Annotated in this window: 23 protein-coding genes; 14 read left to right on the top strand and 9 right to left on the bottom strand. The window is 74.1% G+C overall.

Annotated features, from left to right (window positions below; genetic code table 11):
- Position 1: 1 nt before the first annotated feature.
- Together KPL60_RS13565 and KPL60_RS13560 are read right to left on the bottom strand one after the other, a co-directional pair.
- Positions 2-1,147 carry an FAD-binding oxidoreductase gene (locus KPL60_RS13565; RefSeq protein ID WP_226366011.1) on the bottom strand — a complete coding sequence of 382 codons (1,146 nt, stop codon included), beginning with the start codon at positions 1,145-1,147 and terminating at the stop codon, positions 2-4.
- 56 nt (positions 1,148-1,203) lie between these two features.
- Complete coding sequence (locus KPL60_RS13560) at positions 1,204-2,658, bottom strand: FAD-binding oxidoreductase (protein WP_226366010.1); 1,455 nt, start codon at positions 2,656-2,658, stop codon at positions 1,204-1,206.
- A gap of 173 nt (positions 2,659-2,831) precedes the next feature.
- Here KPL60_RS13560 and KPL60_RS13555 point away from each other — a divergent pair, with 173 nt between their 5' ends.
- From KPL60_RS13555 to mnhG (KPL60_RS13505), 11 genes are all read left to right on the top strand, one after another.
- On the top strand, positions 2,832-4,982 hold the full coding sequence (locus tag KPL60_RS13555; RefSeq protein WP_226366009.1) for a malate synthase G: 2,151 nt from the start codon (positions 2,832-2,834) through the stop codon (positions 4,980-4,982).
- 80 nt (positions 4,983-5,062) lie between these two features.
- The gene (locus KPL60_RS13550) at positions 5,063-6,244 is read left to right on the top strand and encodes an MFS transporter (protein ID WP_226366008.1); all 1,182 of its coding nucleotides are present in this window, start codon (positions 5,063-5,065) and stop codon (positions 6,242-6,244) included.
- Positions 6,245-6,469: 225 nt separating this feature from the next.
- The gene (locus KPL60_RS13545) at positions 6,470-7,690 is read left to right on the top strand and encodes a cytochrome P450 (protein WP_226355699.1); all 1,221 of its coding nucleotides are present in this window, start codon (positions 6,470-6,472) and stop codon (positions 7,688-7,690) included.
- 52 nt (positions 7,691-7,742) lie between these two features.
- Entirely contained in the window at positions 7,743-8,186 is a 444-nt protein-coding gene (locus KPL60_RS13540) for a GNAT family N-acetyltransferase (protein WP_226356674.1), read from the top strand.
- A gap of 173 nt (positions 8,187-8,359) precedes the next feature.
- A complete protein-coding gene (mbhE, locus tag KPL60_RS13535; protein ID WP_226355700.1) occupies positions 8,360-10,732 on the top strand; it encodes a hydrogen gas-evolving membrane-bound hydrogenase subunit E in 2,373 nt (790 codons plus the stop codon).
- On the top strand, positions 10,729-11,313 hold the full coding sequence (locus tag KPL60_RS13530) for an MnhB domain-containing protein (protein ID WP_226355701.1): 585 nt from the start codon (positions 10,729-10,731) through the stop codon (positions 11,311-11,313). Before mbhE (KPL60_RS13535) ends, KPL60_RS13530 begins: the two co-directional genes overlap by 4 nt.
- Positions 11,310-11,768: a Na(+)/H(+) antiporter subunit C gene (locus tag KPL60_RS13525; protein WP_020622059.1), complete on the top strand. Its 459-nt coding sequence runs from the start codon at positions 11,310-11,312 to the stop codon at positions 11,766-11,768. The genes KPL60_RS13530 and KPL60_RS13525 overlap by 4 nt, the downstream gene beginning before the upstream one ends.
- 5 nt (positions 11,769-11,773) lie before the next feature.
- Positions 11,774-13,405, top strand: coding sequence for a Na+/H+ antiporter subunit D (locus KPL60_RS13520; protein WP_226366081.1), 1,632 nt, complete (start codon positions 11,774-11,776; stop codon positions 13,403-13,405).
- Positions 13,402-14,184: a Na+/H+ antiporter subunit E gene (locus KPL60_RS13515; protein ID WP_226355702.1), complete on the top strand. Its 783-nt coding sequence runs from the start codon at positions 13,402-13,404 to the stop codon at positions 14,182-14,184. Before KPL60_RS13520 ends, KPL60_RS13515 begins: the two co-directional genes overlap by 4 nt.
- The gene (locus KPL60_RS13510) at positions 14,181-14,447 is read left to right on the top strand and encodes a monovalent cation/H+ antiporter complex subunit F (protein WP_062400930.1); all 267 of its coding nucleotides are present in this window, start codon (positions 14,181-14,183) and stop codon (positions 14,445-14,447) included. Before KPL60_RS13515 ends, KPL60_RS13510 begins: the two co-directional genes overlap by 4 nt.
- Positions 14,429-14,899, top strand: a complete 471-nt coding sequence (gene mnhG / locus KPL60_RS13505; RefSeq protein ID WP_308016740.1) for a monovalent cation/H(+) antiporter subunit G — start codon at positions 14,429-14,431, stop codon at positions 14,897-14,899. Before KPL60_RS13510 ends, mnhG (KPL60_RS13505) begins: the two co-directional genes overlap by 19 nt.
- Here the strand turns inward: mnhG (KPL60_RS13505) and mnhG (KPL60_RS13500) are convergent.
- The 6 genes from mnhG (KPL60_RS13500) to mbhE (KPL60_RS13475) are packed head-to-tail and all read right to left on the bottom strand — an operon-like array spanning position 14,815 to position 20,422.
- The gene (gene mnhG, locus KPL60_RS13500; RefSeq protein ID WP_226355703.1) at positions 14,815-15,183 is read right to left on the bottom strand and encodes a monovalent cation/H(+) antiporter subunit G; all 369 of its coding nucleotides are present in this window, start codon (positions 15,181-15,183) and stop codon (positions 14,815-14,817) included. The two genes, mnhG (KPL60_RS13505) and mnhG (KPL60_RS13500), sit on opposite strands and share 85 nt — an antisense overlap.
- Positions 15,180-15,452: a monovalent cation/H+ antiporter complex subunit F gene (locus KPL60_RS13495; protein ID WP_226355704.1), complete on the bottom strand. Its 273-nt coding sequence runs from the start codon at positions 15,450-15,452 to the stop codon at positions 15,180-15,182. The genes mnhG (KPL60_RS13500) and KPL60_RS13495 overlap by 4 nt, the downstream gene beginning before the upstream one ends.
- Entirely contained in the window at positions 15,449-15,940 is a 492-nt protein-coding gene (locus KPL60_RS13490; protein ID WP_226366007.1) for a Na+/H+ antiporter subunit E, read from the bottom strand. Before KPL60_RS13490 ends, KPL60_RS13495 begins: the two co-directional genes overlap by 4 nt.
- Positions 15,850-17,382: a monovalent cation/H+ antiporter subunit D family protein gene (locus KPL60_RS13485; RefSeq protein ID WP_226366006.1), complete on the bottom strand. Its 1,533-nt coding sequence runs from the start codon at positions 17,380-17,382 to the stop codon at positions 15,850-15,852. Before KPL60_RS13485 ends, KPL60_RS13490 begins: the two co-directional genes overlap by 91 nt.
- Positions 17,379-17,687, bottom strand: a complete 309-nt coding sequence (locus KPL60_RS13480) for a sodium:proton antiporter (RefSeq protein WP_062400935.1) — start codon at positions 17,685-17,687, stop codon at positions 17,379-17,381. Before KPL60_RS13480 ends, KPL60_RS13485 begins: the two co-directional genes overlap by 4 nt.
- Positions 17,684-20,422, bottom strand: a complete 2,739-nt coding sequence (gene mbhE, locus KPL60_RS13475) for a hydrogen gas-evolving membrane-bound hydrogenase subunit E (protein ID WP_226366005.1) — start codon at positions 20,420-20,422, stop codon at positions 17,684-17,686. The genes KPL60_RS13480 and mbhE (KPL60_RS13475) overlap by 4 nt, the downstream gene beginning before the upstream one ends.
- Positions 20,423-20,610: 188 nt before the next feature.
- Between mbhE (KPL60_RS13475) and KPL60_RS13470 the strand changes: the two genes are divergently transcribed.
- The 3 genes from KPL60_RS13470 to KPL60_RS13460 are packed head-to-tail and all read left to right on the top strand — an operon-like array spanning position 20,611 to position 22,428.
- The gene (locus KPL60_RS13470; RefSeq protein ID WP_226355708.1) at positions 20,611-21,135 is read left to right on the top strand and encodes a gamma carbonic anhydrase family protein; all 525 of its coding nucleotides are present in this window, start codon (positions 20,611-20,613) and stop codon (positions 21,133-21,135) included.
- A complete protein-coding gene (locus KPL60_RS13465) occupies positions 21,132-21,812 on the top strand; it encodes a uracil-DNA glycosylase (RefSeq protein ID WP_062400939.1) in 681 nt (226 codons plus the stop codon). Before KPL60_RS13470 ends, KPL60_RS13465 begins: the two co-directional genes overlap by 4 nt.
- A gap of 28 nt (positions 21,813-21,840) precedes the next feature.
- The gene (locus KPL60_RS13460) at positions 21,841-22,428 is read left to right on the top strand and encodes a DUF1707 domain-containing protein (RefSeq protein WP_226366004.1); all 588 of its coding nucleotides are present in this window, start codon (positions 21,841-21,843) and stop codon (positions 22,426-22,428) included.
- Between the two features lie 72 nt (positions 22,429-22,500).
- Here KPL60_RS13460 and rpmB read toward each other — a convergent pair whose 3' ends face one another.
- Entirely contained in the window at positions 22,501-22,692 is a 192-nt protein-coding gene (gene rpmB / locus KPL60_RS13455; protein WP_020627372.1) for a 50S ribosomal protein L28, read from the bottom strand.
- Positions 22,693-22,722: the final 30 nt, after the last annotated feature.

Here is a 22,722-nt window from a genome sequence, read left to right as displayed (position 1 = left end):
CTCACATCCAGGGGGCGAAGCGACCGGCGGCGAACCGGGCCTCGGGGTCGAGCTGCGTCTTGACGGCCCTGAGCAGGGCGAGTGCGGACGGTGCGGGGCCCCACGCGGGGGCGTCGAGGGCCTCGGGCCGGTCACGCAGCACGCTGGTGCCACCGACCGCGGCGACGGCGTCGTGCACCTCCGCGACGGCGGCCCCCGGCACGGTGACGGTCGCGACGCCGGTCGCGAGGCCGGCCGTGACGGCGGTGGCGGGCAGCTGCTCCACCAGCGGCGCCAGCCGGGTCGGGGCGCACCCGATCCGGACGACGGCGCCGTCGAGGGCGGGCCCGTCGCCGTCACCGCCGGCGTGCGGACCGTCGGTCAGCGACGTGTGGACGTCCCACGCGTCCGCGCCCGCCTCCCGGGCGTCGGCGCCGAGCAGCTCGCGCAGCCGCGCGACCCGCGCGGGCAGGGTCTCCGCGCCGCCCTCCAACCGGACCAGCAGGCGTGCCGGGTCACCGGAGACCCACTCGACGGCGATCGGCTCCAGCGGGCTGGCCATCAGCTCCAGCACCCGCGACGCGGCCTCGGCCACCGGGCCGTCGACGCTCACGCAGGCGACGGCCTTCGGGACCGGGTGCAGCCGCAGGACGACCTCGACCAGCGGGCCGAAGGTGCCGTAGGAGCCGTGCATCAGCTTGGCCATGTCGTAGCCGGCGACGTTCTTGATGACGTGCCCGCCGGAGCGGACCATCGTGCCGTCGGCGAGTACCGAGGTGGTGCCGATGACCAGGTCCCGCAGACCGCCCCAGACCAGGGCGGACGGGCCGGCGTCGGCGGTGGCGAGCAGCCCGCCGACCGTGGCGCCGCGGTCGACCCGGGCGGCGTCGAACGCGAGGCGCTGACCGTGCTCGGCCAGCTGCTCCTGCAGCGCGCGGACCGGGGTCCCGGCGTGCACCGAGACGGTCATGTCACCCGGGTTGTGGTGGATCACCCCGGACAGCGCGGAGAAGTCGAGCGTCGCGGCGACGTCGTCGGCGGGTCGTCCGGCCCAGCCGGTGGCGGTGCCGGCGCCGGTGATCGCGAGGCGGCCGGGGGTGTCCAGGACGGCGTCCCGGACCTCCTTCGCCGAGGTGGGGCGCAGCGTGGTGGGAGCAGCGCGTGTCATGTCGTCGGGCCCTTCCGGGTCTCGTACGGGTCGGTCGGACAGGTCGGCCGGACGGGTCACAGCCGTTCGATCAGGCCCGCCTCCTCCAGCGGGTGCGGCCGGTAGAGCCCCGGCTTCTCGCCGCACAGCCGCGGGCTGGGCAGGAGCTTGCCGGGGTTGCAGATGTGGTCGGGGTCGAAGCCGTCGCGGATGCGGCGCATGACGGCCAGGTCGTCCTCCCCGAACATCCGCGGCATCGAGCAGGCCTTGTCGGTGCCGATGCCGTGCTCGCCCGACAGCGAGCCGCCCATCTCGACGCACAGCTCCGCGATCTGCGCCGACAGGTGCTCGGCCTGCTCGGTCTGGCCCTCGGCGGCGGAGAACAGGACCAGCGGGTGCAGGTTGCCGTCGCCGGCGTGGAAGACGTTCGCGACGCGCAGCCCGGCCTCGGAGCCCATCTCGTCGATCCGCTCGAGGATCTCGGCGAGCCGGGTCCGGGGGACCACGCCGTCCTGGACGATGTAGTCCGGCGAGATCCGGCCGACCGCGGCGAACGCGGCCTTGCGGCCCCGCCAGATGTTCGCGCGCTCCTCGGGGGAGCCCGCGATGTGCAGCCGGGTGCAGCCGTGCCGGTCGCAGATCTCCTTGACCAGCGCGAACTGCTCCTCGCACTCCTCGACGGTCCCGTCCAGCTCGACGACGAGCGCGGCCGGGGTGTCGAGGGAGTAGCCGGCGCCGGTGGCGCCCTCGGCGGCCTCGATGGCCAGCGCGTCCATCATCTCGACCGCGGCGGGCACGATCCCGGCCGCGACGATGTCGGAGACGACCCGGCCGCCCGCCGACACCGACGGGAAGTCCGCCAGCAGCGTCCGCATGACCTCGGGGGTGCGCAGCAGCCGGACGGTGACCTTCGTGACGATGCCGAGCGTGCCCTCGGAGCCGAGGAACACCCCGCGCAGGTCGGGCCCGGACTGCTCCATCGTGTCCGAGCCGAGGGTGACCACCTCGCCGTCGGGGAGCACGACCTCCATCGACAGCACGTGGTTGGTGGTGAAGCCGTACTTGAGGCAGTGCGCGCCGCCGGAGTTCTCCGCGACGTTGCCGCCGATCGTGCACACCTGCTGGCTCGACGGGTCCGGGGCGTAGTAGAGCCCGTACGGCGACGCGGCCGCGGTGATCTCCAGGTTCGTGACGCCCGGCTCCAGCACCGCGCGCCGGTTCTCCGGGTCGACCTCGAGCACCCGGTTGAGCCGGTTCAGCCCGATGACGACGCCCTCGGCCACCGGCAGCGCGCCGCCGGACAGGCCGGTCCCGGCGCCGCGGGCGACGAACGGGATCCGGTGCCGGGCGCAGATCCGCACGCAGCCGGCGACGTCGTCGGCGGTGCGGGGCAGCAGGACCAGCTCGGGGACGACCCGGCTGCCGGTCAGGCCGTCGCACTCGTAGGTGCGGGTACGGACCGGGTCGTCGAGCACGTCCGCCGCGCCCAGGAGGGCGACGAACTCGTCGTGGATGGAGCGGGCCAGAGGCATCGCTGCACTCCCTTGCTGCGCGTGGCGGGGCTCACGGGAGGGTACGTCGACCCCGTGACGGTCCGCGCTCTGCGAACGGAGGGGGACCGCCACCACTTCCGTGATGCGGAAAAGATAATCCACTGGTAGAAATACGACCAGTCCCGTCATCCACGCAGAGAGGGTGGTCACAGATGGCCGACACCGCCGGCCTGCAGGTCGAGGAGCACCTGAAGTCCTTCGTCGAGGGCGAGCTCCTGTCCGACGTCGACCTCACGGCGGACGACTTCTGGGCGACCCTCACCAGGCTCCAGGAGCGCTTCGCCCCGAGGATCGCCGACGCACTGGCCCGTCGCGACGAGATCCAGTCGCGCATCGACGAGTGGCACCGCGAGCACGGGGTCGGGTCGGTCGAGGAGTACGAGAAGTTCCTCACCGACCTCGGCTACCTGCTCCCCGAGCAGTCGCCGACCATCGGCGTGGACCGGGTCGACCCGGAGATCGCCGAGGTCCCCGGCCCGCAGCTGGTCGTGCCCTCCACCGTCCCGCGCTACGCGCTCAACGCCGCCAACGCCCGCTGGGGCTCGCTGTTCGACGCCTTCTACGGCACCGACGCGCTCCCGCAGGACGGCGAGCTCGCGAAGGGCTACGACGAGCGCCGCGGCGCGCAGGTGATCACCGCCGCCGACGAGCTGCTCGACGAGCTGTTCCCGCTCGCGAAGGGCAGCCACGCCGACGCCACCGCCTACCGGGCCTCGACCGACGGGCTCGTCGTCGACACCACCTCGAACGGCACGGTCGGGCTCGCCGACACCGCGCAGTTCGCCGGGTTCCGCCCGGTCGACGGCGACGGCCGCGGCGCGGTCCTGCTGACCCGTAACGGGCTGCACCTGGAGATCACGATCGACCCGACCACCCAGGTCGGCACCCAGCACCATGCCGACGTCGCCGACGTCGTGCTCGAGTCCGCGGTCACCACGATCGTCGACCTCGAGGACTCCGTCGCGACCGTGGACGGCGAGGACAAGGCGCTGGCCTACCGCACCTGGCTCGGGCTGCTGCGCGGCGACCTGACCGCCGAGTTCCGCAAGGGCGGGAAGACCGTCACCCGCCGGGTCAACCCGGACCGCGAGTACACCGCGCCCGACGGCTCCGACCTCACCCTGCCCGGGCGCTCGCTGATGCTGGTCCGCAACTGCGGCCACCACATGACGACCAACGCGGTGCGCACCGCCGACGGCACCGAGGTCGCCGAGGGCGTGCTCGACGCGCTCGTCTCGGCCGTCGCCGGGCTCTACGACCTGCAGGGGAAGGGCCCGCACACCAACTCCCGCGCGGGCAGCGTCTACATCGTCAAGCCCAAGCAGCACGGGCCCGAGGAGGTCGCGCTCACCGTCGAGCTGTTCGGCGCCGTCGAGGAGGCCCTCGGGCTGCAGGCGAACACCCTCAAGATCGGCATCATGGACGAGGAGAAGCGGACCACGGTCAACCTCTCCGCCTGCATCGCCGAGGCCGCGAACCGGGTCATCTTCGTCAACACCGGCTTCCTCGACCGGACCGGCGACGAGATCCACACCTGCTTCACCGCGGGCCCGGTCCTGCGCAAGGGCGACATGAAGACGACGACGTGGCTCACGACCTACGAGGACCGCAACGTCGACGTCGCGCTCGCCGCCGGGTTCGCGCACTCCGCGCAGGTCGGCAAGGGCATGTGGGCCAAGCCCGCCGCGATGGCCGAGATGATCGAGCAGAAGATCGGCCACCCGAAGGCCGGCGCGAACTGCGCCTGGGTGCCGTCGCCGACCGCCGCGACCCTGCACGCGCTGCACTACCTGCGCGTCGACGTGCACGGGGTGCAGGACGAGATCGCCTCCCGCACCACCGCCGACCGTCGCAAGCTGCTCGAGGTCCCGGTGACCGACGCGTCGTCGCTGTCGGCGCAGGACGTGACCCACGAGCTGGAGACCAACGCCCAGTCGATCCTCGGCTACGTGGTGCGCTGGGTCGGCATGGGCATCGGCTGCTCCACCGTGCCGGACCTGGAGGGCGTCGGGCTGATGGAGGACCGCGCCACCCTGCGGATCTCCGCGCAGCTGGTCGCGAACTGGCTCCAGCACGGCGTCGTCGACGAGGGGACGGTGCGCGACACCTTCGCCCGGATGGCCGCCGTGGTCGACGAGCAGAACGCCGGTGAGGACGGCTACCCCGCGATGGCGAAGGATCTGGAGTCCAGCGAGTCGTTCCAGGCCGCGCTGGAGCTGGTGTTCAGCGGGGCGACCGAGCCCAACGGCTACACCGAGCGGACGCTCACCCGCTGGCGTCAGCGGGCCAAGGCCGCGGCCTAGGCCGCACCACCACCGTCGACGACGACGCCCCCGGGACCGGTTCCCGGGGGCGTCGTCGCGTTCCGAGGAGGAGACCGATCGTGAAGCCGTGGATGCGGCCGGCCGCCGTGCTGTTCGGCGTCGGCTACGGCGCCAACCAGTTCAGCCCGCTGATGGTCATGTACCGCGAGCAGGGGCACTACTCGGCGACCGTGGTCGCCGCGTTCTTCGGCGTCTACGTGCTCGGTCTCGCCCCGGGCCTGCTCGTCGGCGGGCCCGCGTCGGACCGCTGGGGCCGCCGCCGGGTGCTGCTGCCCGCGACGGCCGCGTCGATCCCGGCCAGCGCCGTCCTCGCCCTCGGTGCGTTCTCCGAGGTACTGCTCTTCGCCGGACGGCTGCTGTTCGGCGTGTGCGTCGGCGTCGCGATGGCGGTGGCGACGACGTGGGTCAAGGAGCTGTCCGGGCCCGGACAGGGCGCCCGGCGCGCCGCGCTCGCGCTCACCGCCGGGTTCGGGCTCGGCCCGCTCGTCGCCGGGCTGCTCGCGCAGTTCGCGCCGCTGCCGATGGAGCTGCCCTACCTGGTGCACATCGTCCTGACGGTGCCGGTCACCTGGTGGCTGCTCGCCGCGCCGGAGACGGTCGAGCCGGGCCGTTCCCGGTCCTGGCTGAAGGATCTGCGCGTCCCCGCCGTCGCGCACCCGCGGTTCGTGTGGCTGGTGCTGCCCGCCGCGCCGTGGGTGTTCGGGGCGGCCGCGCTCGCCTACGCCGTGCTGCCGACCACGCTCGACGGGATCACCGAGGGGTGGGGGCTGCTCGTCGCGACACTGCTGACCGCCGTCGCGCTCGGCTGCGGGGTCCTGGCCCAGTCCGCCGCGCGTCTCGTGGACGCCCGCTCGCCGCTGGCCGCGACCCGGGTCGGGCTCGCACTCGTCGTCGCGGGGACGCTCGTCGCCGCCCTCGCGGCGGGCCTGCCCAGCGTCCCGGCCGCCGTCGTCGCGGCCGCGCTGCTCGGCGCCGGCTACGGGTTCGTGTTGCTGTCCGGGCTGCAGGAGGTCCAGCGGATCGCCGCGCCGGAGCACCTGGCCGGGCTGACCGCGGTGTTCTACTCGCTGACCTACGTCGGGTTCCTGCTGCCGATGCTGCTCTCGGCCCTGACGGGGGTCACGGGGTACCCGGTGCTGCTGCTCGTCGTCGCCGCGGTGCAGGCGGTGTGCCTGGGCCTGGTGTGGGTGGGGGCGCGCCGGGTGGCGCCGGTCGCGGCGGAGCAGCCGGCGGTGGCCTGACCCGCGGTCACACTCCGGTGCGTCGCCGCATCGGCCACCCGTCTCACGTGCGCCGACGATCGGTTGATCGCTGTTCGCGCGCTGATCCGCTCCGCGCGCACGTCCGGGCACGCTCGGACGGCGGATCACCGCGCGCGGTGCGGATCACGCCACCGGCCGAGGATCGACCCGATGTCCACCCCGGGACGGAGGCGGCCACCGGCCGTCGCTCGTACCGTCGGACGGGTGACCACCACCACCGGTCCCGACGCCACGGACCTGCCGCGCCTCCCGTTCCCGCGCCACGACGTCCTCGAGCTCCCGCCGCTGTTCGCCCGGCTGCGGGAGCGGTCCCCGATCACCCCGGTCCGGACCCCGGCCGGCGACGTCGCGTGGCTGGTCACCGGCTACGACGAGGCCCGCGCCCTGTTCGCCGACGACCGGCTCGGCCGCAGCCACCCCGAGCCGGAGCGGGCCGCGCGCATCTCCGACTCGATGATCTTCGGCGGGCCGAGCGGCGACTCACCGGAGACCGAGCGCGCGAACCACACCCTCATGCGCAAGCTGCTCGCGCCCGCGTTCTCCGCGCGCCGGATGCGCAGGCTCTCCGGGCACGTCGCGGAGCTGGTGGCCCGGCAGCTCGACGTCGTCGAGGCCGCCGGTCCCGGCGCCGACCTGCACGAGCTGTTCTCCTTCCCGCTGCCGGTGCTGGTCATCTGCGAGCTGCTCGGCGTCCCCTACGACGACCGCGAGGAGTTCCGGCGCTGGTCCGGTGAACTCGGGCTGCTCCACGACCGGCCCCGTGCCGAGGCCGCCGCGCAGGCGCTGTTCGCCTACGTCCGCGGCCTGATCGACCGCAAGGACGACGAGCCGGGGGAGGACGTCCTGTCCGACTTCGCCGCGCTCGGCTCGGAGCCCGCACAGCGCGACGGCCTCGCCCGTCTCGGTGCCGGGCTGCTGTTCGCCGGGCACGAGACCACGGTCGGGCGGATCGACACCGGCACCGTCCTGCTGCTGGACCGCCCGGGGGAGTGGGCGGCGCTCGCCGCGGACCCGGAGCGCGCCGCGGGGGCGGTCGAGGAGGTCCTGCGGCTGGCCGTGCCCAGCGGGGGCAACGGCGGCATCCCGCGCTACGCCCACGCCGACGTCGACATCGCAGGGGTGCACATCCCGGCGGGCGACGCGATCCTGCTCGCCCCGGGCGCGGCGAACCGGGACCCGCGCCACTTCGACGGGGCCGCGGAGTTCGACGCCGACCGCAAGCCGACGCACCTCGCGTTCGGGCACGGGCCGTACTTCTGCGTGGGCGCGAGCCTGGCCCGGGTCGAGCTGACCGAGGTGTTCCGCGCGCTGCCCGCCCGGTTCCCGTCGCTGCGCCTGGCGGTGCCGCGCACCGAGCTGGAGCTGCGCTCGGACGTGCTCACCGGAGGGCTGCGCGCGCTGCCGGTCACCTGGGACCGATCATGAGGACGTGGGGGAACTCGAACTGCGGGTGGCGGGGCTCGACCATCCGGACGTGATGCCGCTGATGCGGCGGCTGCAGGCGTTCTACGGCGAGGTCTACGGCGACGGCGACGCCACCCCCGTCGACCCGGCCGACTTCCGGACCCCGTCCGGGTTGTTCCTGGTCGGCTACGACGACGGCGTCCCCGTCGCGACCGGGGCGTGGCGCGCCGTCGACGCCGACCCGGCCGACCCGGCGCGCCGCGACGGCGACGCCGAGCTGAAGCGGATGTACGTCGAGCCCGCCGCCCGCGGGCGGGGACACGCCCGGGCGGTGCTCGTCGCGCTGGAGCGTGCGGCGGCCGCCGCCGGGCGTCGTCGCATGATCCTCGAGACGGGTGACGGCCAGCCCGCTGCGATCGCGCTGTACGAGACCAGCGGATACCGTCGGACCAGCAACTTCGGTGCGTACCGGAACGACCCCCGCTCCCGGTGCTTCGCCAAACCGCTCCCGGCGTGAGCCTCGGTACGGTCACGGGCGAAACGTCCGGTTGCGCCGATAGGATGACCCCGGCGTCGTCGCCGCGTCCCTTCCGGTGATCGTGCGGCGGCCTCTTCCGGCGCTCCCCGGGTCCGGCCGTGACGTGAGCGGAACCGCTGGTCCGAACGACCCCGTGACTCCAGGAGGTGTCGGTGCTCGCCGTCGTGGCCGCCCATCTCGTCCTGGCGCTGTGCCTGCCCGCGCTCGCCCGGTACCACCGGCGGCTGGCGTTCGGCGCCGGCGCCGCCCTGCTCGCCGCCACGCTCGTGTGGGCGATGACGCAGGCCTCGACCGCGCTCTCCGGCGGGGTGACCGACCGCATCGAGTGGGCGCCCGAGCTGGGGCTGACGCTGAGCCTGCGGATGGACGCGCTCGCGATCGCGATGATCGTGCTCGTCTCCGGCGTCGGAGCGCTGATCATGATCTACGCGGCCTGGTACTTCGGGCCGCGCTCCACCGACGCGGCCCGCTCCGCGGCGCTGCTGGTCGCCTTCGCCGGGATGATGCTCGGCCTGGTCCTGGCCGACGACCTGCTGACCCTCTACGTGTTCTGGGAGCTGACGTCGCTGACGTCGTTCCTGCTCGTCGGGCAGGGCGGCCAGTACCGGGAGAACCGCCGCGCCGCGGTCCAGGCGCTCGTCGTGACCGTGTTCGGCGGGCTGGCGATGCTGCTGGGGATCGTGCTGCTGGGCCAGCTGGCCGGCACGTACTCGATCCCGGAGATCACCGCGGCCGCGACCTCCGGCACGCTCGCCCCCGACAGCCCGGTCGCGCTGTCGGTGTCGCTCGTGCTGATCCTGCTGGGCGCGCTGACCAAGTCCGCGCAGCTGCCGTTCCACCCCTGGCTGCCCTACGCGATGGCCGCCCCGACGCCGATCTCGGCGTACCTGCACGCGGCCTCGATGGTGAAGGCCGGGGTCGTGCTCGTCGCGCGGCTCGGGCCCGCGTTCTCGGTGCACCCCGTGTGGTGGGCGCCGGTCATGGTGCTCGGCCTCGCGACGATGGTGCTGGGCGGCTGGCGCGCGATGCGCCAGACCGACCTCAAGCGGCTGCTGGCCTTCGGCACCGTCTCCCAGCTCGGGTTCCTCATGGTGCTGTTCGGGTCCGGCTCGCGGGTGGCCGGGCTCGCCGGCATCGCGATGCTGCTGGCGCACGGCCTGTTCAAGGCGCCCCTGTTCATGGTGGTCGGGGCGATCGACAAGGCCTGCGGCACCCGTGACCTGCGGGAGCTGTGCGGGCTCGGGCGCCGCCGGCGCGGGCTGGCCGTCGTCGCCACGCTCGCCGGGCTGTCGATGGCGGGGCTCCCGCCGATGCTCGGCTTCGTCGGCAAGGAGGCCGCTTTCGAGGCGTTCGTGCTCGAGGGCGGCGTCCGCGGCTGGATCGCGGCGATCGGCCTGGTCGCGGGCTCGCTGCTGACCGTCGCCTACACCGCACGGTTCCTGTGGGGCGCGTTCTCCACCAAGGGGCTGCACCCCACCGGCGGCGACCCGGTCCCGCTCGGTCTGTCCGGCCCGGCGTGGCTGTGCGCGCTGACCGGGATCGCGGCCGGGTTCGCCGCGCCGCTGGTCCAGCAGCTCGCCGCCTCCTACGCCGCGTCGCTGCCTCCGCTCGGCGACGCCTACGCCGCCCGCTACGAGCTGGCCCTGTGGCACACCCCGGGGCTGCCGCTGCTGTTCACCGGCGTCGCGCTGGCTGGCGGGCTCCTCCTGCACCGCTACGGGCAGACCCTGACCGGGCACCTCTCGGTGCCGCACGTGTCCGCCCAGCGGGGGTACGAGGCCGTCGTGACCGGGCTGGAGCGCTCGGCGATCACGGTCACCGGCCGGCTGCAGATCGGCTCGCTGCCGGTCTACCTCGGCTGCATCCTCGCGACGCTGATCGCGCTGCCCGGCCCGGTCCTCGCCGTGACCGGCACGTTCCCGACCGACCAGGCGCCCTACCACTCGATCATGCAGGTCCCGGTCGGGCTGATGGTGATCGTCGCGGCGATCGCGCTGTGCCTGGCGCACCGCCGGTTCACCGCGGTGCTGCTGGTCGGCGCCGTCGGCTACGGCATCGGCGGCCTGTTCGTCATCGACGGTGCCCCCGACCTGGCGCTCGCCCAGTTCCTGGTCGAGACGCTCACCCTGGTGGCGTTCGTCTTCGTGCTGCGACGCCTGCCCGCCCACTTCGACGAGCCGGACAGCGAGCGCCGCGTCCGCGCCCCCAAGGCCGCGGTCGCCGCGGTCGGCGGCCTGCTCGTCGCGGGGATGGCCGTGGTGCTCTCCGGGGCCCGCACGCTGCCGCCGGCGACCACCGGGCCGTTCATCGCCGGCGCGCCGGAGGCCGGCGCGACCAACCTGATCAGCGCGATCCTGGTGGACTTCCGCGCGCTCGACACGGTCGGTGAGATCACCGTGCTGCTGATCTGTGCGTCCGGCACCGCGAGCCTGGTGCTCGCGACCCGTTACGACAAGAGGAAGGGCGGCAAGGTCGTGCGCAGCGGCTCGGGATCGCCGAAGCACGAGAAGGAGGTGCTCGGATGACGGCCTCGCAGGAGAAGCCCGCACCCCCGCCGGGGGACGCCGAGAGCTGGGCCCGGATGGACCAGCCCAGCGGGCGGTGGATGCTCCCCGGCACCTGCCCGGACGTCCGCGAGCGGACCCTCGTGCTGGAGGCCGCGGCCCGGCTGCTGTTCCCCGTGGTGCTGGTGTTCTCGGTGTTCCTGCTGCTGGAGGGCCACTACGGCCCCGGCGGCGGGTTCTCCGGCGGCCTGGTCGCCGGGCTCGCGTTCGTGCTGCGCCACATCGCGGGCGGCGACGACAACCTGGGCTCCCGGTTCCGGATCCGCCCGCCCGTGCTCGTCGGCACCGGGCTGATCGTCGCGGTGCTCACCGCACTGGCCCCGGTGGCCTGGGGCGACCCCGTGCTCGCCTCGGTCAAGTGGACGATCACCTTCGGCCCGTTCGGCTACCTCGACATCGTGAGCAGCCTGCTGCTCGACGTCGGCGTCTACCTGCTGATCATCGGCGTGGTGCTCGACCTGCTGCGCTCGCTCGGCTCCGGCATCGCTCGCGACGCCCGCGAGGCCGGCGAGGACGTCCCGGGCGGAGGTGGCCGCGGATGAACACCACGATCAACCTGAGCATGGCGATCGTGCTCGCGGTGCTGTACTCGGTCGGGTTCTACCTGCTGATGCAGCGGTCGCTGATGCGCATCCTGATCGGCATCGTGGTGCTCGGGCACGGCGCGAACCTGCTGCTGCAGGTCTCCGGCGGCCCGCCCGGCCGCGCCCCGATCCTCGACGCGGTGCTGCCCGAGCAGATCGCCGACCCGCTCCCGCAGGCGCTGGCGCTGACCGCCATCGTCATCACCTTCGCCCTGACCACGCTGCTGCTGGCGCTGGGCTACCGCTCCTGGGTGCTCGTCGGGCACGACGAGGTGCAGGACGACGTGGAGGACCGCCGCATCGCCGACCGGCAGAAGCCCAAGGGCGCGATGGAGGAGGGCACCGCGGACGAGACCGACGCCGAGCCCGAGGACACCGCCGACTCCCACGAGCTCGAGGAGGGCCGCAAGTGACCCCGCTGCAGGCCCTGGTCACGCTGCCGGTGCTGCTGCCCATGCTGGGCGCCGCGACCAGCGTCGTCGTCAGCCGCCGCGCCTCGGCCCAGCGGGTCATCGGCGTGGTGACCCTGGCGCTGGTGTGCGTCGTCGGCGCGGTGCTGCTGGTGGCCGCGGACACCTACGGGCCGGTCGTCGCCGAGCTCGGCGGCTGGCCCGCCCCGATGGGCATCGTGCTCGTCGCCGACCGGATGTCGGCGCTGCTGCTGCTCATCTCGTCGGTGGTGACGCTGGCGGTGCTGGTCTACGCGATCGACCAGCGGATCTCCGACTACGGCCGGGAGACCGCCAGCACCACTTTCCACCCGATCTTCCTGCTGCTGTCGACGGGTGTGTCGCTGGCCTACCTGACCGGCGACCTGTTCACCCTGTTCGTCGCGTTCGAGATCATGCTGGCGTCGAGCTACGTGCTCATCACCCGGCGGACGTCGGCGTCGCGGATCCGGTCCGGCATGACCTACGTGATCGTGTCGCTGACCTCGTCGCTGCTGTTCCTCACCGCGGTCGGGCTCGTCTACGCCGCCACCGGCACGGTCAACCTGGCCGACCTCGCCGGGCGGATGGGCGCGCTGCCGGAGGGCCTGCGCGCGGTGCTCGCCCTGGTGCTCATCGTGGTGTTCGGCATCAAGGCGGCGATCGTGCCGCTGCACTTCTGGCTGCCCGACAGCTACCCGAACGCCCCCGCCCCGGTCACCGCGCTGTTCGCGGGCCTGCTCACCAAGGTCGGCATCTACGCGCTGCTGCGCACCCAGACGCTGGTGTTCCCGCAGGACAGCCCGTCGACGCTGCTGCTGGTGATCGCCGCGGTGACGATGGTGGTGGGCGCGCTGGGCGCCGTCGCGCAGGACGACCTCAACCGGTTGCTGTCGTTCCTGCTGGTCAGCCACATCGGGTTCATGGTGTTCGGGCTCGCCCTGCACACCCCCGACGGCATCGCCGGGACCGGGCTCTACGTCGTCCACCACATCACGGTGCAGGCGACGCTGTTCCTGGTCAGCGGGCTCATCACCCGCCGGACCGGGACGGTGTCGATCTCCCAGATGGGTGGGCTGGCCCAGCAGGCGCCCCACCTGGCCGTGCTGTTCGCGATCCCCGCGATCACCCTGGCCGGGCTGCCCCCGACCTCGGGGTTCGTCGCGAAGCTCGCGCTGCTGCAGGCCGGTGCGGGCGCGGGCCTCGCCGGGGAGCTGGTCGCCGCCGTCGTCGTGCTGGCGAGCCTGCTGACCCTCTACGCCGTGGCCCGGGTCTGGGTGCGGGTGTTCTGGGGCGCCCCCAAGGAGCCCCTCGCTGACGACGACCCGAACGACGAGCTCGTCGTCGGGACCGCACGCAGCGCCCGCGGCATGTACGTCGGCGCGTCCGCGCTGGTCGTGGTCAGCGTCGCGATCGCGCTGTTCGCCGGCCCGCTGTCCGGGGTGACCGCCCGGGCCGGGGTGGACCTGCACGACCGGACCGGCTACACCGACGCCGTCCTCGGGCCGGGCGCCGACCCCGGCAGCGATGGGACCATCAGCGCCAGCGGACGGTCCGGCGGCGTCGACGGGAACGCGACCGTGCGGACCGCGGCCGGCGAGACCCCGGAGGTGACCCCGTGAGCGAGCAGACCCCGAGCCGCGGTGGCGCGGGCACGGCCGACGGACCGGACCCGCGCGAACTCGACGACGCCGAGACCTCCCCGGAGGCCGTCCGCGACCGCGAGATGGGCGCGGCCGAGGCGGGCGAGACACCCGAGACCGACCGCACCCCCGCCCGGGTGCCCCCGCCGGTCCCCGACACCGTCGCCGAGCCGATGGGCGGCTCCGCCCGCGGCGGGAGCGTGCGCCGGCGGATCCCGCAGGTGCTCGCGCTGGCGCTGGTCTGGGTGCTGCTGTGGGGGAGCGTGTCCCCGGCCGCGGTCGTCGGCGGGCTGCTCGTCGGCGCCGCGGTGACGGCGATCTTCCCGCTGCCGCTGCTGCCCGAGCGGCTCCCGTTCCGCCCGTGGAAGCTGCTGCGGCTGCTGGCGTTCCTGGCCTCGGACCTGGTCGTCTCCGGGATCCGGGTCAGCATGGTGACGCTGCGGCACGGGCCGCGCGCCCGGTCCGGGATCGTCGGGCTGCCGCTGTGCACCGGCTCGGACCGCACCGCGACGACGATCGTCGCGGCCTGCGCGCTGTCCCCGGGCAGCTTCACGCTGCAGATCGACCGGGCCCGGCACCGCTGGTACGTCTACGCACTCGGCCTGCACCGGCCCGGCGCCGTCGAACGGCTCCGCCGGGACATGATGCGGCTGCAGATGCGGGTGATCGACGCCGTCGGCAGCCAGGAGGACCGGGACCGGTGCGCCGCCGCCGTCGCCGCGGTCACCGCCGAGGACGCGGGGAGGAACGACCGGTGACCGTCGTCCACACGCTGGTACTGATCATGTTGACCGCCGCGGCGGCGCTGACGATGTGGCGGCTGCTGAAGGGCCCCACCACGCTGGACCGCATCGCGGCCCTGGACGTGTTCGTCGTGCTGATCGTGGCCGCGGCCGCGGTGTACGCGGCGATCTACTCCGACGGGTCGAACATCCCGCTGCTGGCCGCGGTCGCGCTGATCGCGCTGGTCGGCTCGGCGACGGCGGCCCGTCTGGTCGAACGATGGGAGCGGCACCGCTGATGGGCGTGCACGACGTGCTCGACGTGGTCTCCGCCGCGCTGATGCTCGCCGGCGGGCTGTCCTGCCTGCTCGGCGCGCTCGGGCTGGTCCGGCTGCCGGACCTGCCCGCCCGGCTGCAGGCCACCACCAAGCCGCAGACCCTGGGGCTGCTGCTGATCCTGCTGGGCGTCGCGGTGAACCTGGAGTTCGAGAACTCCTCGACGCTGATCCTGGTCGTGCTGTTCCAGGTGCTGACGGCGCCGGTCATCTCGCAGGTGGTCGGGCGCTCGGCCTACCGCAGCGGCGCGATCGACCGGGACGCGCTCGTCGTCGACGACCTGGGGGAGGACATCGACGCCGACGCGCGCGCCCGGGAGGTGCGGACGGTTCAGCCCCCGTCGCCCCGGGAGTCCGCGGAGCCGGGGTCGTCCTCGCGCAGCGTCGACGAGGTCGAGGGGGCACCGGAGCGGTAGGCGGCGTGCCCGATCGCGAAGCTGGCGATCGGGATCGTGAACAGCTGCAGCGCCACGGCGACGCCGAGGGTCAGCAGCACCCCGGGCTCGGGCACCAGGATCGCGACCCCGACGAGGATCGCGACGATCCCGAGCCCGGCGGCCTTGGTGACGGCGTTCGTGCGGTTGTAGACGTCGGGCAGGCGCACCATGCCGACCGCGCCCGCGGCGACCAGGAGCACCCCGGCGCCGAGCACGATCCCGCCGATCGCGTTCTGCACCGGTCCGCCGACGAGCACGCTCACCGCTTCGCCCCCTTCTCCGCCCAGATCAGCCGGGCCACGGCGACCGTGGTCAGGAACCCGACCAGCGTCGCGACGACGACGAGGTCCAGCATCGCGGTGGACCCCAGCCGCAGCGCCAGCAACGCGATCAGCCCGACGACGACCACGAAGCCGTAGTCGACGGCCAGCCCGCGGTCGGCGTCGGTGGGCCCGGCCAGGACCCGCCCGACCGCGACGAGCAGGCCGAGCGCCAGCACGACGATCCCGGCGTCCAGCAACAGGGTGCTCACGGGGTCTCCTCCGGATCGCGGTCGACCGCGCCCGGGGCGGGGCGGCGCAGGAACGCCAGCAACCGGTCCTCCATCTCGTGCACGCTCGCCCGCAGCTGCTCCGGGTCCGAGGCGTGCATGCCGTGCACGAGCAGCTCCGGGCTGCGCGAGCCGGTGGTCAGGTTCAGGGCGAGGGTGCCGGGGGTGAGGCTGAGCAGGCTCATGATCGACGCGATCTCGACCATGCTCCGCGACCGCAGCCGGACCCGGACCACCGCCGGGTCGATGCCGTGCCCGGGGGTGAGGACCTCGCGGAGCACGACGGCGTTGGCGCGGAAGAACTCGCCGGTGAACCACAGCAGGAACCCCACCGCGGCGCGCGGGCGGCCACCGCGGCCGGGTGCGCGTCGGCGGGTCGTCACGGCGCCCCCACCGCCCCGACGTAGGCGGCGGTGTCGGCGAGACCCTGCCCGGCGACCGACGAGAGCGCCAGCAGCGGCTCCGCCCACAGCCCGAGCAGCAGCGACAGCGCCCCCAGCGCCAGCGCCGGGACCACCGCGCGGACCGGGACCCGCAGTGCGACCACGGTGCCCGCACCGCCACCGGGGTCCGGCTCGGGGGCGTCGCCGCCCCAGAACGCGCCGTTCCAGATCTTGAGCATCGACAGCAGGGTGAACACGCTGACCCCGACCGCGACGAGCGCGGCGGTGACCATGCCCGCGTCGACCGCGCCGAGCACCAGGGCGAGCTTCGCGACGAACCCGGACAGCGGCGGGATCCCGGCCAGGCTCAGCGCCGACACCGCGAACGCGACCGCGGTCGCCGGGTTGCGGGCGGCGAGCCCGCCGAGCCGGGACAGCGTGTCGGTGCCGACGTACTGCTCGACGGCACCGGCGACCATCAGCAGCGCCGCCTTGACCAGCACGTACTGCACCAGGAAGTAGATCGCCGCGGCCAGCCCGGCCGGGGTGGAGATCGCCAGGCCGAGCACGATGTAGCCGATCTGGCTGACCATGTGGAAGGTCAGGATCTGGCGCATCCCGCCGGCGCCGACCGCGCCGAGCACCCCGACGACCATCGTCAGCAGCGCCGCCACCAGCACGATCGGCAGGAAGCGCGGGTCGCCGTCGTAGATCACGGCGTAGATGCGGAACAGCGCGTACACGCCGACCTTGGTCAGCAGCCCGGAGAACAGCACGGTGACCGCGGCCGGTGCGGCGGTGTAGGCCCGCGGCAGCCAGTTGTGCAGCGGCACCAGCGCGGCCTTCACCGACAGCGCCAGCAGGATCACCGCGGTCGTCGCGGCCAGCGCCGGGTCGGTCACGGCGCGCCCGGCGAGGTCGCCGAGCTGCACGGTCCCGGCGACGCCGTAGACCAGGCCGAGCCCGGCGAGGAACACCGTCGAGGCCAGCAGGTTCACCGTCAGGTACAGCCGCGACGCCGCGATCCGCTCCGGGCCCCGGCCGGTCGCGATGAGCACGTAGCTGGGGACGAGCATGACCTCGACGAACACGAACAGGCTGAACAGGTCCGCGGTGAGGTAGGCGCCGTGCACCCCGGCGAGCAGCAGCAGCAGCGACTGCGGCAGGAACGCCCGGTCGGTGTCGGAGCCGGTGACCGCGGCGAAGGCCAGGCAGGCGATCCCCAGCACCCCGGTGACGGTCAGCATGATCGTGCCGAACGCGTCGGCGGCCAGCGGGATCGCGATGCCGGCCGGCCAGTTCCCGAGCCGCTGCACGATCACCGCGCCGTCCGCGGTGGCGGCCAGCAGGACCGCGGACACCGCCGTCGACGCGGCGAGCGCGGTGAACGCGACGCCCCGCCGCGCCGTCATCGGCAGCAGGAACGGCCCGCCCCCGCCCGGTGGGCGCGCGGTGAGCAGGACCAGCAGGCCCGCCGCGGCGAGCGGGACCAGGATCGGCGCGACGACGAGCGCCTCGAGGCCGGTCACCGGGGGTCCCCGCCCTCGTCCTCGTCGCCGGCCTTGAGCAGGGCCAGCAGGTACACCGTGATCGCGAAGGCGATCACGATCGCGGTCAGCACGAACGCCTGCGGCAGCGGGTCGGCCATCTGCGCCCGGTCCTGCTGCCCCAGCAGCGCGGGCTCACGGGTCGCCATCCCGCCCGCGGAGATGATCAGGACGTTCACGCCGTGCCCGAGCAGCACGAACCCGAGCACCGTGCGCAGCAGCTCGCGCTGCAGGACCAGGTACACCCCGCCCGCGACGAGCACGGCGACGACGACCGCGGCCGTCACTCGGAGCTCCCCAGCAGGGAGCCGGTGCGGGCGCGCCCGCCGATCCGGTCGGTCGCGGCCACGATCAGCCCCACCACCATCAGGTAGATCCCCAGGTCGAACACGAACGACGACAACAGCACCCCGCCCGGCAGGTACACCGGGGTCAGGAACGGCAGTCCCAGCGGGTACACCGCGATCCCGGTGAGCAGGCTCAGCAGGAGCCCGGACCCGACCAGCGGCTCGGGCCGCAGGCGCAGCGCCCACGCGTCGCCGCGGTGGGCGAGGCGCAGGAACACGACCGCGACGCCCCCGACCAGCGAGGAGATGAACCCGCCGCCGGGCTCGTCGTGGCCGCGCCAGAGCAGGAACAGCGACATCACGAGCATCAGCGGGGCCAGCACGCGGCTGGCGACCCGCATGACGATCGTGTCGGCCGGGCCGTCGGTGGCCACCCGCTGCCGCGTGCTGCCCTCCGCACCGGCCTCACCGCGCCGGATCAGCACCAGCAGCCCCAGCGCCGCCGCCCCGACGACGACGGCCTCACCGAAGGTGTCCATGCCGCGGAAGTCGACGAGGATCGTGTTGACCACGTTCGTCCCGCCGGTGGCGGCCTCCGCGGTGTCCAGCAGGTACCCGCCGACCGGCGACGGCTCGCGGCGCCCGGTCAGCACGTAGGTGGCCGCCCCCAGCGACAGGCCCGCGGCCAGCGCGGCCACCGCGGCCGGGGCGCGCCGCCACCGCGCCGGGCGGTGCAGCCGGACCCCGCGCCCGCGCAGCACCAGCACCGCGACGACGGTGGTCAGCACCTCGACCAGCAGCAGCGTCATCGCGACGTCCGGGGCGCCGGCGAGCAGCAGCCACAGCGCCGTCGCCAGCCCGCCGAAGCCGGTCAGCGCCAGCGCCGCGGTGACCGAGCGGGTCGTCACGGCCCCGGCGACGGTGGCCAGCACGAGCACGACGACCACCCAGTCCAGCGGCCGGGTGACCGGCCCGGGGAACGGCGGCAGCGCGGGCAGGGCCACCCCGGCGGCGACGGCGAGCACCGGCAGCGCCAGCACCGGGCGGGCCAGGACGGCGGCGGGGGAGGGGTCGGTGTCGGGGCGCCCCACCCGGGCGCCGAGGGCGAGCACCCCGGCCCGGATCTGGTCGAAGACCGCGGCGCCGTCGGGGACCGGGAGCCGCTCCAGCGCCCGGTCGACCCGGTCGCGCCAGTGGAACAGCGCGTAGCCGCCGGCGATGGTGAGCACCGACAGCACCAGCGCGGTGCCGAAGCCGGGCCAAAGAACGAACGTCACCGGCTCCGAACCCGGGTCCAGGTCGCGGGCGGCCCGGTCGGTCAGCGGGTTGAGCACCCGCACGGCGGGCCCGAGGACCAGCCCGAGCAGCGCAGCGACGGCGGCCGGGGCCAGGAACGCCCACGACGGCTCGTACAGGCCGGGCTGGCTGAGCCTGCCGCCGAACGCGCCGTGCACGATCCGGGCGGAGTAGGCGAAGGTCAGCGCCGACGCCACGACCGCGACCGCGGCGGCCACCGGCCCGGCGCCGGGCGCGAAGTCGGCCTCCAGGAAGCCCTCGTAGAGGTTCTCCTTGGACACGAACCCGAGCAGCGGCGGCACCCCCGCCATCGACAGCGCGGCGACCCCGGTCAGCACCGCGGTGACCGGCATGACCTTCCGCAGGCCGCCGAGCTCGCGCACGTCGCGGCTGCCCGCCTCCTTGTCGATGATCCCGACCAGCATGAACAGCGTCGCCTTGAACAGGGCGTGGGCGAAGGTGTGCAGCACCGCCGCGGACAGCGCGTAGGACGTGCCGACGCCGATCGCGGCGGTGAGCAGGCCCAGCTGACTCACCGTGGAGTGGGCGAGCACCGCCTTCAGATCGTGTTCGCGCAGCGCCAGCACCGCGCCGACGACGGCCGTCGCCAGCCCGAGCGGGACGAGCACCGCCGACCAGGCCACCGACGGCACGTAGACCGGGGTGAAGCGCATCAGCAGGTAGATGCCGGCCTTCACCATCGTCGCGGCGTGCAGGTAGGCGCTGATCGGGGTCATCGCGACCATCGCCCCGGGCAGCCAGAACGTGAACGGCAGCTGCGCGGACTTCGTCGCCGCGGCCAGGATCAGCAGCGCCCCCGCGGGCAGGGCCAGGGGGCTTCGCAGCACCGCGCCCGGGTCGGCGAGGACCACGTCGAGGCTGGTGCTCCCGGCCGCGACGCCGATCATCACCACCGCGCCGAGCAGCGCGAACCCGCCCATCGCCGTCACGACGAGCGCGCGGCCCGCGGGCAGCGCCGCCGCCGGCCCGGCCGTGTTGACCAGCAGGAACGACAGGACGGTGGTGAGCTCCCAGAAGACGTAGAGCAGCACCAGGTCGTTCGCGGTGACCAGGCCGATCATCGCGGCGGCGAACCCGGCGAGCAGGCCGTAGACCGTGCCGATCGGGTAGTACGCCTCCAGGTAGCGCGGGCAGTAGGCCATCACCAGCGCGCCCACGCCCAGCACGATCGTCACGAACAGCAGCGACAGGCCGTCCATCCGCAGGCCGAAGGAGATGCCCAGCGACGGCATCCAGGACACGCCCGCGGTGAGGACCTCCCCGCGGACGACGTCGCCGGCGGCGGTGTTCGCGTACACGGCCAGTGCGGCGAGACCCGCGGCCAGCGGGTAGCCCGCGTTGCGGCCGAGCAGCCGGGCGAGCACCGGGGCGAGCAGCGCCAGCGCGACCGCCCCGCCCAGGGTGACCAGGGGGATCACCGGGCAGCGCCTCCGTCCAGGGGGCCGGGGGTGCCGCGCACCCTGATCATGACTCGGGAGCTTCTACCCGTTCGACGGGGTTTCCACACCGAGCTTTCCGGTCACCCCGATCGGTTGCGCCGCGCACGTCTCCGCGGGTGGGTGGGCCCCCGGCGTGGCGGCCCGCGGGCGCTTCGTACCCTCGCGGTGTGCCTCTGTACGCGCTCGGTGACGCCGAACCGGACATCCACCCGACCGCCTACGTCCATCCGGACGCCGTCGTGATCGGCAACGTGACGCTGGGCCCGGAGTCCACGGTCTGGCCCACCGCGGTGCTGCGCGGCGACGACGGCCGGATCGAGGTCGGTGCCCGCAGCAGCATCCAGGACGGGTCGATCATCCACACCACCCTGGAGCAGCCGACGATCATCGGGGACGAGGTGACCGTCGGGCACAACGTGCACATCGAGGCCGCCACCATCGGCAACCGGGCGCTCATCTCGTCGGGCTCGGTGGTGCTGAACGGCTCGACGATCGGCGAGGGCGCGATCGTCGCCGCCGGCGCGGTCGTCTCCCCGAAGGCCGACGTGCCCGCCTACCGGATGGCGCTGGGCGTGCCCGCCCGTGTCCGCGACGGCTACGAGGTGCCCGCCGACCGCTGGCGGCACGCCGTGGAGTCCTACGTCGACCGGGGCCGCCGCTTCGCGTCGCAGCTGCGCCGGCTGGAGGGCTGATGGCCAAGCCGCTGAACGAGGTCGTCGAGGCCGGGTGGGCCCAGGCCCTGGAGCCGGTCGCCGAGACGATCACCGCGATGGGCGAGTTCCTGCGCGCCGAGATCGCCGCGGGCCGTCGTTACCTGCCCGCCGGGGCGAACGTGCTGCGCGCGTTCCAGCAGCCCTTCGACGAGGTCCGGGTGCTGCTCGTCGGGCAGGACCCGTACCCGACCCCGGGGCACGCGGTCGGGCTGTCGTTCTCCGTCGCCCCCGAGACCCGCCCGCTCCCGCGCTCGCTGCAGAACATCTTCCGCGAGTACGCCGAGGACCTCGGGCACCCGGCGCCCACCTCGGGTGACCTGACCCCGTGGACCGAGCAGGGCGTGCTGCTGCTCAACCGGTGCCTGACCGTCGCCCCCGGGGAGCCGGCCTCGCACCGCAACAAGGGCTGGGAGGAGGTCACCGAGCAGGCGATCCGCGCCCTGGTGGCCCGCGACGCCGAGCCGATGGTCGCGATCCTCTGGGGCCGCGACGCCCGCAACCTCGCTCCGCTGCTGGAGGACGTGCCGACGATCGAGTCGGCCCACCCGTCGCCGATGTCGGCCGACCGCGGCTTCTTCGGGTCGCGGCCCTTCAGCCGGGCCAACGACCTGCTGGAGGAGATCGGCGGGGAACCCGTCGACTGGAAGCTGCCCTAGGCTGGACCGGGTGGACGACCCGGGGGACATGCGCATATCGGACGCCGACCGCGAGGCGGCGGCCCGCCGGCTGCACGACGCGGTCGGCGAGGGCCGCATCACGTTGAGCGAGCTGGAGGAACGGCTCGACGCGGTCTACGCCGCGCGCGTCGCCCGGGACCTGCAGCCGCCGCTGGCGGACCTGCCGGGCGGGCTGCCGCCGTCGGTCACCGCGCTGGCGCCCGTCCCGGCGCGTCCGCCCGCGCCGTCGGAGCGGGTGCGGCTGACGACCGCGGCGGGGACGATCAAGCGCACCGGGGACTGGCAGGTGCCCGCGGCGCTGCACCTGTCGTCGTCGATGGGGACCATCCACCTCGACCTGTCCGAGGTGCGGTCGCTGCCGCCGCGGATCGACGTCGAGGTCGCACTCGGGATGGGCGAGGTCGTGCTGGTCCTGCCCGAGGGCGGCACCGCCGACGTCGACGGCACGAAGGCGTCCTGGGGCGAGGTGAAGACCCGGGTGCCCTCGACGCCCGGGGCGGCCGGGCCGCACCTCGTGGTGCACGGCAAGGTCGGCATGGGGTCGGTCACCGTGCGCGGGGCACGCCGCAGCTGGTGGCGGTCCGTGGTCGGCTGAACCGGCCCCGGCAACGACGAAGGCCCGGTCCCCAGGGGACCGGGCCTCGATCGTGGTTCGGGTCTCGCGCACTCAGACGCGGGTCACCTTGCCCGCCTTCAGGCAGGAGGTGCAGGCGTTGATCCGACGGCGGTTGCCGCCGTTGATCGCGGCGCGCACCGTCTGGATGTTGGGGTTCCAGCGGCGGTGGGTGCGGCGGTGCGAGTGCGAGACGGACATGCCGAAGCCCGGACCCTTGCCACAGACGTCGCAGACGGCAGCCACGTCGGACACTCCTCGGGTTGACGAACAGAT

The sequence above is a fragment of the Pseudonocardia sp. ICBG162 genome (assembly GCF_020496225.1).
Classification (GTDB): Bacteria; Actinomycetota; Actinomycetes; order Mycobacteriales; family Pseudonocardiaceae; genus Pseudonocardia; species Pseudonocardia alni.
Note: the sequence above shows the minus strand (reverse complement) of the source record. Positions and strands in the feature narration are given on the sequence as shown.